At 67.9% G+C, this 12,175-nt stretch carries 14 protein-coding genes; 9 read left to right on the top strand and 5 right to left on the bottom strand.

Translation table 11 applies throughout. The annotated features are described in order from the left end of the window. Positions 1–12 precede the first annotated feature (12 nt). Positions 13–693 carry an HAD family hydrolase gene (locus VMV28_04670; protein ID HUZ79891.1) on the bottom strand — a complete coding sequence of 227 codons (681 nt, stop codon included), beginning with the start codon at positions 691–693 and terminating at the stop codon, positions 13–15. An 8-nt stretch (positions 694–701) separates the two neighbouring features. Then, entirely contained in the window at positions 702–923 is a 222-nt protein-coding gene (locus VMV28_04665; GenBank protein ID HUZ79890.1) for a hypothetical protein, read from the bottom strand. Positions 924–1,062: 139 nt separating this feature from the next. On the opposite strand from VMV28_04665, the gene VMV28_04660 reads away from it, so the two are divergent. Further along, positions 1,063–1,479 (top strand): hypothetical protein, encoded by a 417-nt coding sequence (locus VMV28_04660; protein ID HUZ79889.1) that lies wholly within the window; start codon positions 1,063–1,065, stop codon positions 1,477–1,479. Between the two features lie 42 nt (positions 1,480–1,521). Here the strand turns inward: VMV28_04660 and VMV28_04655 are convergent, their stop codons facing one another. Continuing rightward, on the bottom strand, positions 1,522–3,234 hold the full coding sequence (locus VMV28_04655; protein ID HUZ79888.1) for a radical SAM protein: 1,713 nt from the start codon (positions 3,232–3,234) through the stop codon (positions 1,522–1,524). A gap of 416 nt (positions 3,235–3,650) precedes the next feature. Here VMV28_04655 and VMV28_04650 point away from each other — a divergent pair, with 416 nt between their 5' ends. The 3 genes from VMV28_04650 (at position 3,651) to VMV28_04640 (ending at position 6,167) form a co-directional block, all read left to right on the top strand. Beyond that, a complete protein-coding gene (locus VMV28_04650) occupies positions 3,651–4,058 on the top strand; it encodes a hypothetical protein (protein ID HUZ79887.1) in 408 nt (135 codons plus the stop codon). A 61-nt stretch (positions 4,059–4,119) separates the two neighbouring features. Continuing rightward, entirely contained in the window at positions 4,120–4,344 is a 225-nt protein-coding gene (locus VMV28_04645) for a hypothetical protein (GenBank protein ID HUZ79886.1), read from the top strand. A 38-nt stretch (positions 4,345–4,382) separates the two neighbouring features. After that, entirely contained in the window at positions 4,383–6,167 is a 1,785-nt protein-coding gene (locus tag VMV28_04640; protein ID HUZ79885.1) for a PDZ domain-containing protein, read from the top strand. Here VMV28_04640 and VMV28_04635 read toward each other — a convergent pair. Together VMV28_04635 and VMV28_04630 are read right to left on the bottom strand one after the other, a co-directional pair. Next, positions 6,164–7,108, bottom strand: a complete 945-nt coding sequence (locus VMV28_04635) for an OB-fold domain-containing protein (protein HUZ79884.1) — start codon at positions 7,106–7,108, stop codon at positions 6,164–6,166. The genes VMV28_04640 and VMV28_04635 overlap by 4 nt on opposite strands. 187 nt (positions 7,109–7,295) lie before the next feature. Next, complete coding sequence (locus tag VMV28_04630) at positions 7,296–8,456, bottom strand: thiolase domain-containing protein (protein HUZ79883.1); 1,161 nt, start codon at positions 8,454–8,456, stop codon at positions 7,296–7,298. A gap of 73 nt (positions 8,457–8,529) precedes the next feature. Between VMV28_04630 and VMV28_04625 the strand changes: the two genes are divergently transcribed. Genes VMV28_04625 through VMV28_04605 form a run of 5 tightly spaced genes read left to right on the top strand, consistent with a single transcriptional unit; the run spans position 8,530 to position 12,162 of the window. Next, positions 8,530–9,102, top strand: a complete 573-nt coding sequence (locus VMV28_04625; GenBank protein ID HUZ79882.1) for a UbiX family flavin prenyltransferase — start codon at positions 8,530–8,532, stop codon at positions 9,100–9,102. Continuing rightward, positions 9,099–9,650, top strand: a complete 552-nt coding sequence (locus VMV28_04620) for a hypothetical protein (GenBank protein HUZ79881.1) — start codon at positions 9,099–9,101, stop codon at positions 9,648–9,650. The genes VMV28_04625 and VMV28_04620 overlap by 4 nt, the downstream gene beginning before the upstream one ends. After that, positions 9,647–10,003, top strand: coding sequence for a hypothetical protein (locus VMV28_04615; GenBank protein ID HUZ79880.1), 357 nt, complete (start codon positions 9,647–9,649; stop codon positions 10,001–10,003). The genes VMV28_04620 and VMV28_04615 overlap by 4 nt, the downstream gene beginning before the upstream one ends. Further along, positions 10,000–10,563 carry a GMP synthase subunit A gene (locus VMV28_04610; protein ID HUZ79879.1) on the top strand — a complete coding sequence of 188 codons (564 nt, stop codon included), beginning with the start codon at positions 10,000–10,002 and terminating at the stop codon, positions 10,561–10,563. The genes VMV28_04615 and VMV28_04610 overlap by 4 nt, the downstream gene beginning before the upstream one ends. 51 nt (positions 10,564–10,614) lie before the next feature. Continuing rightward, positions 10,615–12,162: a hypothetical protein gene (locus tag VMV28_04605; GenBank protein HUZ79878.1), complete on the top strand. Its 1,548-nt coding sequence runs from the start codon at positions 10,615–10,617 to the stop codon at positions 12,160–12,162. The last annotated feature ends 13 nt before the right edge of the window (positions 12,163–12,175 follow it).

Genomic DNA, 12,175 nt, shown 5'->3' with positions numbered 1-12,175 from the left:
CCCGGTGATATATCAACCCTCACGAGGGCGGGGAGCAGGTTTCACCCGCGGCCCAAGCCCGAGGATGCCCTCGGCAACGGGGCGGAAGTCCCGCACGTGGAACACGAGGTCCGCGGCGGCATCCACCACGGGGTAGGAGGAGTTGACCGCGACGCCTGCCCCGATGAGCGGGAAGAGCTCCGCATCCGACCATCCGTCCCCTACGTGAACGGTCTCCAACGGGGACACCCCGAACCGGGCGATGAGGCGCTCTAGCCCTCCCTTCTTGTCGGCATGGACGGGCCCGGGGAGAGGGATGGGACCGCCCGGGGCAGGCTCGGGCACGGGGGTACCCTCCAGGTCGTCGAATCCGAACTTCTGGGCGTACCAGCGGGCCACGTACGGTGGGTTGTGCGTGAGCAGGGCCACCCGGGAACCTGCTCGATGCAACTCATCGATCCCCTCTCCGATCCCCTCGAGCCGGGGCGTCGCCTCTAGCACCGACACGACCTCGGCGATCGTGTGTCCATGGGCGAGCCCCAATAGGTCCGTCAGATGAGGGTCCTCGCCGATCTCCTTGCGTTGGAAACGGGCGTTCGAGCTCCGATACTCCGACTCCCGGCCGAACCGCTCGGCGATCCTCCTCCAGCCATGGATGAGGGTCAGCGTGCCGTCGATATCGACCGTGACGAGACGCCAGGGGTTTCCGAACATGGTCCGGATCAAGGCGCGTTCGCGCGGCCGAGCAGGATCCCGCCGAGCCAGATCGCCAGGATGCCAGCGGCGGCGAGCGGGAGGGCGGTCGAGAGGGCCGAGGGGCCCGTCGGAAGGAGCGATACCAGGAACACGAGCCCGAGGAAGGTGAGCAGGAGGCCGATCCCGACCCGCGCGTTTTTGCTCAGTCGACGACGGGGCGTTCGACGGGCGGTCGGCGCGGACTCCATCGGGGCACCCACCAGCGGGCCGGAGAGATAACCGCGACGAGGAGGGGGCCAAATAGGCCCGACGACGTTGTACCCATCGATGGCTCGGGACGCATGGCCCCCTGCGCGCGCACCTCCTCCGCGCGATGACCGGGAGGACATGGCCGAGCGCCGAGCACGGGCCTTCGAAGAACCCCTGGACATCCGGCGGCACCCGGGCTCGTACTACCCCATGCTGGACGTCCGCAACCCGATGCACGACACCCACTACCTCGTGCTGCTACCGGAGTACCCCGATCGGTCGAGCGCGATGTGCACCTGCGCCGATTTTGCACGGCGCGGTCTCGGCACGTGCAAGCATGTCGAGGCGGGGCTCCGTTGGCTCCACTTCCATCCGAAGGAGGCGGTCCGGGGGCCCGAAGGGTCGCAGCGCTCCGACCCGCTCTGGCGCGAGATCGATCGCCGCCTACGCGCGGAGGCCACCGATCCGGCCCCGATCGCGCTCCGGCTGCGGGTGCCGGGAGCCGTGCTGTTCGAGCGGGGGCCCCCCGAGGATCTCCCCGCCGCTGGAAAATAGAGAAGGAAGAAGGGGTTGGACCGGTGAGCGCCGGGCGCCGACCTACGTCGACGACATCCCCGGGGCGCTCTTCAGCGCCCGGATCTTGTAGTACTCGGGGTCGACGATGACCTCGCCGTTGACTCCCATCGTCTCGATGGTCTTCAGCGTGGCACCCGACTGGGTCTTCGCGCGCTGCCAGTCTGGGATGGAGATCGAGAACTTCTTCTCGACCTCCGTCCGGTAGATCGGACCGGAGTTGTACGAGCAGAACGGAATGATCCGTCCATCGGGGACCGAGTAGTGGATATCGCAGCGCATCAGGCGCTGGATATCGTAGTCGTAGGCGTCCTGGAAGTGCATGTTCCCGATGTAGAGGGTCCGCCAGGTGAACTTCGCGACGGCCTCCTTGTTCCCCTCGGTGAAGATCGAGGCGATGACCTTCACGCAGTTCTTCTCGCTGAGGCCCTCCGGGGCCCGCGAGAAGTCGAAGAACTTCGCGACATCGTGGAGCAGGCGAGCGCCGGCGACGGCCGTGCGCACCCGCGAGAAGCGGGCGTCCCGGTACTTATCGATCATGCCCTCGACGCTCTCGAAGAAGCCGTCGACGTCCATGAAGCGCGGGAGCGGTGTGATCTTCTGACCGTCCTGCGAGATGAACGCGAACGTCGCGCACCCGCATCCGGGGTGCGTGGTCAGCGTCATCTTCTCCTCTCCATGGATGATCGAGACCAGTTCCGAGATTGGGGCGACCGACGGAACGGGGAAGAAGTCCGACTTCTCGAACGGCCCGTCCGTGCACAGGATCCGCACCAAGTCCGACTGCGTGAACCGCATCTGGAAGCGGTCCTTGTCGGGAATCCGCGCGGTGAGGGCCACCGGCTGGAAGTTGACTCCCCGGACGACGTCCAGGTTGTCGATCGCGAACTTGACGGTCGGCCAGATCTCCTTCTCGTTGAACCCGCCGACCAGCGTCGGGACGAGCACGACGGAGATGGGCTTGTCCGGCTTGCCCTGGGCCAGCTCCGCGGGGGAGGTGTGCGTCTCGCGCGCCGCCTGGATGACCTTCTGCTTGACCTTAAACAGCGGAACGCCGCGCACCTTCCGGTAGATCTCGTCGTCCAGGCCATCGAACTGGAGGTACAGAGTGTGGAGTCCCGCGTCGCGCGACGCCTGGGCGAACCCGGGCTCGTTCGCGTAGCGGATCCCATTCGTGGCGACCTGGATCTGCTTGAACCCGGCATCCCGGGCCATGGAAACGGCATCCAGGAACAGCGGGCTGAGCGTCGGCTCTCCACCACTGAACTGCACGGCGACCGCTCCCACGGGCTTCTGCTCCCGGAGGGTCTTCAGCATGAAGTGGATCTGCTCGCGGGTCGGTTCGTAGACGTACCCCGCGGCGTTCGCGTTCGCGAAACAGACCGGGCACTTCAGATTGCAGCGGTTGGTCAGGTCCATCAGGGCGAGACCGGTGTGGGACTTGTGGTGGCTGCACATACCGCAGGTGGTGGGGCAGCCCCGGAACTTGTCGTAGTAGGGGTTCTCGTAGCCGACCCCGTCGTGCGCATAGACTTCCATGCGCAGGTAGAAGTCGACGTCGTTGGAGATGATGTCCCAGAAGTACCCGTGCGAGCGGCACGTCTTCTCCATGATCACGCGGCCATCCTTCTCACGGACGACCGCCGGAATAACCTTGATACATTCCGGGCAGACCGACGCGGTCTTCCGGGGCAGACCTCGGGGCGCCTGGAACTCCTTCATCACACGTGCTGGCATGTTCGTTACCTCTTCCTTCGGTCCTAGGGTTTCCCCGCCGACCTAGGATGGGATGAAACCCCACCCTACTTAATCCAGTTGTCGTCAAAGTCGCTACAATAGTGGGCTCCCGTGACGTAGTTTCGCATGGCCTTCATCGCTACATTCCTCAATGTCAGGCTAGCCAGCCCGCCTCGGATGCCCCGGTCCCTTCCCAGGATCCCCCTACCTTTTACGTACCCCTGGCGGTTAGTGCCTTCCGGGGGGCAGCATCGAGTATGGTAGGGAAACGAAGGGCAAAGCCGGGACGCAAGGGGCCGAGGATCCCGCCCAAGAGCGCGCCTACCCGCACCCGAGCTCCTGCGAGCCCCAGGTTCGTGGGTCGCGACGCCTCCCTAGTTCTAGATAAGTACCCGGCCAAGGACCCCGCCACGCTCGTGAAAGGACCCCCGAGCAATGCGGCGATCCCGGCAGCCCCACCGGGCACCCCGCCCGCCAGCGCTCCATCGAAGCCGGGCGCGCCCGAAACTTCCGCCCCGATCTCCCTGATCAGTCTAGAGCGCCCCTTCGATGTCGACGAGTTCGCCCAGATGTTGGGGGAGACGTCGCTCCGGGTCACCGTGCCCCGGGAGGACCTCGTCGAGGTCCTGAGACGGATCGTCGAGTTCATGAGTTTCGGCATCTACATCTACCGCGTCTCGTTCTGGCCCGCGCGTTCCGACCTCCTCAAGGAGTTCGTGGTCGAGCTCCAACGGGTCGACTACTCCCCTGGGGCCGGGGACTGGATCGCGTTCGAGGAGCGCGGGCGCAGCGAGAGCCCGTTCGGCCCGGACGGCACACGATAGTCCGGCTTCCTACGCGGCCGCTATGTAGCGGTACGGAATCGCGCTCCCCGGAGCCACCGAAATGACAAGCCCCGCTTCCGACCCCGCGCGCTGGGAGGCCGAACTTCATGCCCTCCGACAGGAGCTCAACGATCTGCGGACGGAGCAGCGCGCGATGGCGCGGTCCGTGGCGGAGCTCGCGCAGACGTTCAAACAGCTAGCGACCCATCTCGGGATCGCGTCGGAGCCGTACGCCAAACGGGCCGCCGCGGCCGAGCGCGACCGGGACCTCCCCGGGTTCGGCTGAACCCCGTCCCCCGCGGCCGGTATCCTGAGGGAGCGAGCATGCAGATCCACTATAGCGTCCGACCCGACCCTTCGGGCGAGCACCGGGGAGAGTTTACCCTCGAACTGAGCGACGCAGCTGAGCCCCTCGTCGACCTCGTCTTTCCCTCTTGGGTCCCCGGATCCTACTGGATCGCCGAATACCAACGCTCGATCGGCCGCTTCACGGCCCACGCGGGGGACCCCGAGCTCCGACCGTTGCGCGTCGAGCGGGTCGACAAGGGGCGGTGGCGGATCCACACGGAAGGTGCTCGCACGGTCGTAGCGACCTACTCCGTCTACGGGTACCAGATGGTCGACGAGGCGCTCGACGTGACCGACGACCACCTCTTCTTGAACGCGGCCCTATGCCTCCCCTACATTGACGGGCACGCCGAAGTCTCCTCGGAACTCACCGTCCACGTCCCTCCCGACTGGCAGGTCATCTCCGAGCTCGAGCAGCTCGCCCGCGAGCCCGCGCGCTTCCGCGCCGCGAACTACGACGAGCTGGTCGACAGCCCGATCGATGCGGGCCACCCCCTCGTCCTTACCATCCGGCCGGGCGGGATCCCTCACCGGATCGTGCTGTGCGGCCGAGGCGGCAATTTCGAGGCCCACCGTCTCGAGGAGGACATCGGCAAGATCGTTCAGGCCACGATCGCCCTCGTCGGGGGATCGCCCCTCGAGCGGTATACGTTCTTCATCCATCTCACCGACACCCCGGACGGCGGTCTCGAGCACGCCACCTCGACCTCGTGCGTGGTCGCGCGAACGGCCTTCCGGCCCGCCGAGAGCTACCGGCGCTTCCTCTCCCTGATCGCGCATGAGTACTTTCACTTGTACAACGTCAAACGGATCCGGCCGCGGGTCCTCCAGAGGTTCGACTACACGCGGGAGAACTACACTCGGCTGCTCTGGTGGATGGAGGGAACGACGAGCTACTTCGACCGGCTGCTGCTCCGTCGGGCCGGCCTCGCCACCCCCGCTCAATTCCTGGAGAGCTTCACCCGGTGGATCGGTCCGTACCTGCAGACCCCGGGACGGCGCTGGCAGAGCCTAGAGGAGTCCTCCTTCGCGACCTGGATCGACCACTACAAACCGTTCGAAGAGAGCGCGAACCAGTCGATCGACTACTACGTCAAGGGGGGCCTCGTCTCCCTCTGCCTCGATCTCCACATCCGCCATGCGACCGAGAATCGGGCGTCGCTCGAGTCCGCCTTCCGTCGGATCTGGGCGGAGCACGGCAGCCCCGACCGGGGGATCGGCGAAGAGGAACTCCAGCCGATCCTACAACGCGCGACGGGCCTCGAGCTCGGCTCCTTCTTCGACCGGTACGTGCGCGGGACCGAGGAGATCGACTTCTCCGAGTTCGCTCGCTACGCGGGCCTCTCGTTGGGCCCCGCCCCTCGGCCCCCCGACGAGGAGGAGGAAGGAGGCTACCTCGGCATCCAGACGGTGAACTCCTCCGGGCTCGTGAAGGTCCGCACGGTGCTCGCGGGAGGTCCGGCGGGTCGCGCGGGATTGAGTCCCGGCGACGAGATCGTCGCGATCGATGGCGCAAAGGTCCTCTTCGAGGGATTCGACAAGATCATGAAGCGGTATCCTCCGGGCTCGAAGATCGAGCTCTCCGTCTTCCAGCGCGGTCTCCTGAACCAGCGCACGCTCGAGACCGGTCGCGCTCCTCCGGAGAAGTACGAGCTCCGTCCGGTCGATTCGCCCACGGATCTCGAGCGGGCGGTGTACCTCGCCTGGGTCGGAGCCCCCTGGGAAGCCGCCGCGCCGGCCCAGGAGACGAAGAAGCGCTAACGCCCCGTGGGGGCCATGGGCACCGCCTTACGGCCATAACGCCACTCGCCCTCCATGGCGTAGAGGCGCCGGAGCCGGGTCTCCACCCGATCGCCGATGTGGACGGTCCCCGGGAGCGCATCGGCGACCTGGAGCGTCACCCGGACCATCGGGGCGAGTTCCACGAGGACGACCCCGTACGGGCCGCTTTCGTCGACCTGGTGGTCGAACTCGGTCGGCTGTCCGCCTCGGGCAACGACCGTGCTGGCGAGCACCGTTCCCCCGTGGAGTGGGAGCTCGATCCGTTCGAGCAGGTCCGCTCGATGGCAGGCCCGGCAGCTCCCCCGGACCGGGAAGGTGATGCTCTGGCAGTGACCGCATCGCTCGGCGACGAAGCGCCATCGGCTGGGCAGGTTCTCCACGTATCGCGGCCGTGGAACGTAGGCGCCTTCGGACACCGCGAATAGGCGATCCATCCCGGTCGCCGCGCGTCGTGTGGCGTCGTACGGGAAGGAGGGTTCCGGTCCGCCCGCCCAGTCACCCGCCCATTCGATCGGCCCGGTTGCCCGGAACTCGATGCCGTCGAAGCGGACGGCCCCCGCGGCGCCCGGGTGGGCTTCCGTGGCCCGGGCGCCTGCGAACCTGGAGTGAAGCGCAAAGGCGGGTCCGGTCCGTTGGGGGACGCCGACGCCTCGCACCGAAGGGATCTCCGGTGCCAGGGAGGAGGACGCCGGTGACCCCGCGATCTCGATCCCGGTTCCGCTCCCGACCAAGAGCCCGACGGCGACCGCACCGGAGGGGGCGCCCGGTCCGCTCGCCGGGGTATCGACCGCGAGGATCGCGTGGGCGCCGAGGTGCTCGCCCAGGGCTGCCCGTACGGCCGCGACGAGCCCTTCGGGCTGGTCGTCGTGCCGAACGATCGTTACCGGGTGGCCCAGGAGCTCCGGGATCCACGGATCCACCGAAGCCGGGAAGCGACCGACGAGGTGAGCGGTCTCGACCGCACGGGCGGGGTCGGACCGCTCGAGGAGCCGTTCGAGCGCGGCGACGCCGATGGTGAACTCGTCCTCATCGGAAGCGAACCCGCGGAGCCCTTCCGACTCGGAGTGAGGGATGACGCACGATGCGCGCAGGATCGCCGGGATGGTCTCACCCCACCGAGAACAGCGTGACGGCGGCGCTCGCTCCGGAGCCCCCCACGTTGTGCGTGAGGGCGCGCTCGGCCCCGGGCACCTGGCGCGCGCCGGCCTGGCGGCGGAGCTGGACGAACACCTCGTAGGCCTGGCTCACTCCGGTGGCGCCGATCGGGTGGCCCTTGGCCTTCAAGCCTCCGTCCGGATTCACGGGAAGTCGACCGGTCCGGCGGGTCGCGCCCGACAGGGTCAGCGCCGCGGCCTCCCCGTCTCCGGCAAAGCCCAGGTCTTCGAGGGCGAGGAGCTCGGCGATCGTGAAGCAATCATGGACCTCGAGCAGCGAGATCCCCTTCCGCTCGGCCCGAGCCTCACGGAACGCCTCTTTGGCCGCCCGACGGGTCGCGTCGAGACGGGTGAATCGTTCGCGCTCTTGGACGGCAAGATAGTCGGATCCGGCGCCGGTACCGTCGACATAGACCGGCGTGTCCGTGAACCGAGAGGCGATGTCGCCCCTCGCGATCAACAGGGCCGCGGCACCGTCCGAAACGGGGCAGCAATCGTAGAGCCCGAGCGGCTCCGCGACGCGTGGGGCGCCCAGTACGTCCTCGCGGCGGAGGGCCTTGCGGAATTGAGCATTGGGATTGAGCCGCCCGTTCTCGTGGTTCTTGACCGCCACCTCCGCGAGGGCCTCGGGGCCGAGGTGGTGATCCGCGAGGTAGCGCGAGGCGAGTAACCCGTAGACTCCGGCGAAGGTGAGCCCCGCCAGTCGCTCCCATTCCGTATCCCCCGAGACGCCGAGCCAATATCGACGGCGGGCGTTCGGCACGTCCGTCATCTTCTCGAGACCCGCGACCAGGACCACCTCGCGGTCTCCCCGCTCCACCGCTCGGACCGCGGCGCGAATGGCGAACCCGCCCGAGGCGCATGCGTTCTCGATCCGGGTGACGGGGATCCCGACGAGCCCCGCCTCTTCCGCGAGGACCGTGGAGGCGTTCCCGATCTGCCATCCGCCGAACCCGAGGGTCGCGAGATACGCCTCCTCGACCTGGTTCCGCTCGAGATTGCGGTCGACGGAGGCGAAGGACTCGGCGACGGCCGTCGCGAGGAGCGCGCGCGGACCGGCCTCAAGGACGCCGAAACGGGTGTGTCCCGCCCCGATGATCGCCGCCCGATGCATGCCCGTCCACCTCCGAATCGTCTTATCGCCCGAGTCGTTCAAGAAGCTAGCCCCATAGGGGGGACCACCTCACGTGAACTCGGACGCACCCCTTGTCGTTGGCATCTCTGGCTCGAGCGGCGCACCGATCGCCGTCGCCGCGCTCCAGGCGCTGCACGCCGCGAAGGTCTCGGTCCTCCTGGTCGTCTCTCGGGGAGGGGAGGCGGTCCTGAAGGAGGAAGCCGGGCTTCGCGTCTCCGATCTCGCCCCGTACGTGACCGCCACGTACGACGAGTCGGACATCGCCGCTCCGATCGCGAGCGGCTCGCGACCGACACGCGGGATGGCGATCGTCCCCTGCTCGTCGAACACCGTGGCCCACATCGCCCTCGGCCTCGGCGACAATCTCCTGACCCGGGCGGCGCACGTGCACCTGAAGGAGCGACGTAAACTGGTCATCGTTCCACGGGAGACCCCGCTGTCCACGCTCGATCTGCGCCACCTGACGACCCTGAGCGAGCTTGGGGTGGTCATCCTGGACGCGGCGCCCCCGTACTACCTCGGCATCGAGCGGCTCAGCGAGGCCGCCGAGTATCTCGCGGGAAAGCTGCTGGATCAGTTCGGCGTGCCCCATCATTTGTATCGCGGCTGGAAGGAAGGCACGTGACGACCGCACGGGGCGCCCGGCGCTACTTCCCCATCCCGCTCGTCGGGGTCGCGGCAATCCTGCTCGTCCTGATCGTGCTCACTCCCGTCCTCATCGGCTCTGGGGTGCCGGCGGCGGGTACGATCTTCACTCAGGCGGAGGTGATCGTCGACTACCCGGGGCTCAACACGACCTCGTACCTCTACCTCCACGCGATCGGCAACATACGCTACGCGAGCCTGAGCATCGGCATCGCCGAGAACTACAACTGGAACGCTCCACTGCCGGTCGGATCGCTCGTCTGGGGGAACTGGACGAACGGGACGGATCTCGTCGCAATCAGTACCTCGTACTCCGGCAATCCGGTCGCGATCAACGTTTCCGCGTACTACACGACCGCGAAGGTGGGCAGCGCGTGGTACGTGGCGATCATCGCGTTCGAGGTCTCCGGTAACACCTTGTTCTTCCGTTCCTACACGGCCGGCGTGGACGTGCCCCGTTCCATCCAGCTCACCGGTTCCCAGCAACCCGTCGCCATCCTCCTCTCGGACGTCGGAGCCACGCGATGAAGGCGTCGCGCTGGGTGCTCATCTTCTGGGTCGGCGTGGTCGCGGTCCTGCTCGGCGTCGAGCTCGCGGAGATCACCCAGCTGTTCACGCTGCCGATCCAGTCGATCATCGCGAACCCGATCTCCTTGATCTCCGCGCTCGTCTTCACGACGATCCTCGCGCTCGTCGGAGCGATCTTCATCGGCCTGTACATCTCGGAGCGTTGGCTCGGCACCGGGCAGTTCTCCTCGTTCGAGGAGGAGATGCTCCAGATGCGGGGCGACGTGCGCGACCTCAAGGCGTCGGTGGAACGGCTCCACGAGCAGCTTCGACCGCCTCCCCCGCCTCCCGGGGATCCGGAGGATCGGCCGTGAGGATCCCGGTCATCGACAACGGCGGCCAGTGGACCCACCGGGAGTGGCGGGTGCTGCGCGAGCTCGGGGCGGAGAGCGAGATCGTCTCGAACACGACGTCGTTCGAGGAGTTGCGCGCGGATGGGATCGTGCTCTCGGGCGGAGCGCTGAGCCTGGAAGGAACGGACACGCCGCTCGGGAAGGTCGCCGAGTGGATCGACGGGGCGAACGTGCCGATCCTCGGGATCTGCGTCGGCCATCAGTTCCTCGGCCGTCACTTCGGAGGGCGTGTCGTGCGCGGGGCTCCGGAGTTCGGGCGGGTGGAGATCGAGGTCGACCGACCGGATCATCCGCTCCTCGCCGGCCTGCCTCCGAAGTTCCAGGCCTGGTCGAGCCACAACGACCACGTGGTGGAGGCCCCGCCGGGCTGGATCGCGATCGCCCACTCCTCGAGCTGCCCCATCCAGGCGATGGCCCACCCGAGCCGGACCATCTGGGGCGTACAGTTCCACCCCGAGGTCGAGCACACCGAGGGCGGTCGGGAGATCTTCCGCCACTTCCTGGATGCGTGCCGACGGTAAGTTAGGAGCCGGGGATAAGTAACCGGCCTCGCTCCGTAGGGCGGTGTTCCGGTGCGGATGCGTTACGGCTCGGGGGTACGCAAGGACGATCTGCTCGAGCGGGCGCGCAAGCTGCGGGAGTCGGTCGATCCGCTCCTCCCTCGGCTCGGCCCGGACTGCCCGACCGATCGCTTCGACCGGATGCGGGAGGACCTCGAGAAGGTGCGCGAGGCCCGGGACGAGGAGTCCCGCCTCGAGCGGATGTCCCACTGGGGCGATCCCCTGCCTCGCGCCTATGCCGGGCTTTTGAAGTTCTCCCACGATCCCCAGATGCCGGCGGTCGTGGCGTTCCCGGTCCCGGGGGGCGAGCAGGTCTCCTTCGCTCCGCTGAGCCGGGCGACCCGGGAGGCCGAGGTCGCCATCCAGCACTTCGAGGACCCCGAGCGGCTCCTCCTTGCCTACCAGGACTGGGCCCGCAAGGGATTCCACTTCTTCGCCGGCCCCACCCGGCTGTGGTGCATGGGCCGTTCGCCCGAGCCCCCGGCGGACTTCCGGACCGCGAAGCTCGCCGCGCTTCCGTACCGGTTCATCGCCGACGCGCAGAGCGGCCGGTACGACTGCACCCATCTCAACGCCGGCGAACCCCGCCCGTACCTGGAGGTCGGATGGCCGGGCGCGCATGCCACCTTCCGTCTGTGCCGACGCTGCGCGAAGGGCGAGCGGCAACTCTTCGCGACCCTCACGCAGGGGATTGTGACGCCCGATCTGGAGGGAGAGTTCCCCGTCGGGGCCGCCCTGAACGTCACATGCCACGGAGGGGAGGCGTGCGTTCATGCCGAGCTTCCCGGGCTCTCTCGGGGCGCTCGACGCGCGTACGAGACGGGGCGGCTCTCGGACGCGCAACTCATCGCCGCCTACCTCAGCGAGATCCGGCCCCGGATCGAGGCGACCCGGACCCCGACGTTCGTGGCCGGCGGGGTCTGCTACGGCTCCGATCGCGAGGCGTTCCTGAGCGCGCTCCACGCGACGCCGGTCGAGCGCCACGCCATCGAAGAGGCGCTCGGAGCGTCGAGCGGTCTGTTCGAGATCGAGGAGGCGACCGCGAGCAAAGCACTCGAGCACCTGTGGGCCGAGCACGCCGACACGATCGTCCATTCGATCGTCTCCGACCCCAAGGAAGCCCAGAAGTACCTGGAGGAGGGGCAGCGCGCCCCGGGCCGCATCGCGGAACTGTTGAAGCGGGCCCAGCGCCGCTCGGAGGAGCGGGAGGTGCTCGGAGCGCTTCCTCGATATTCGCGCCTCACCCGCGAGGCCGCCTACGTCGACTCGGTGGCGAGGGCCTTCCGCAGCCAGGGGGTTCCCTCGGCCGAGCGGGCGGCGGTCCAGTCCCTTCCCCACGAGGGCAAAGAGCGCGGCCTCGCCTACGGCATCCTGCTTGCGCTAGGGCGCGCGGCCGCGCACTCCTGGCAGTTCTCGAACACCGAGAAGGAGTTCGGCGCCTCGCTCGAGGCCCAGGCGCGCGACGTCCTCCACGCTTCGCCCGAAGATTACCACGCCGCGCTCGACCGCCTCTTCTCCACGGCGGGCGTCGCTCACTGGGGCGAGCGCGAAGCGGCGTGACCGGGCCCGGAGC

The organism is Thermoplasmata archaeon (genome assembly GCA_035532555.1).
GTDB lineage: Archaea > Thermoplasmatota > Thermoplasmata > Lutacidiplasmatales > UBA184 > Lutacidiplasma.
Note: the sequence above shows the minus strand (reverse complement) of the source record. Positions and strands in the feature narration are given on the sequence as shown.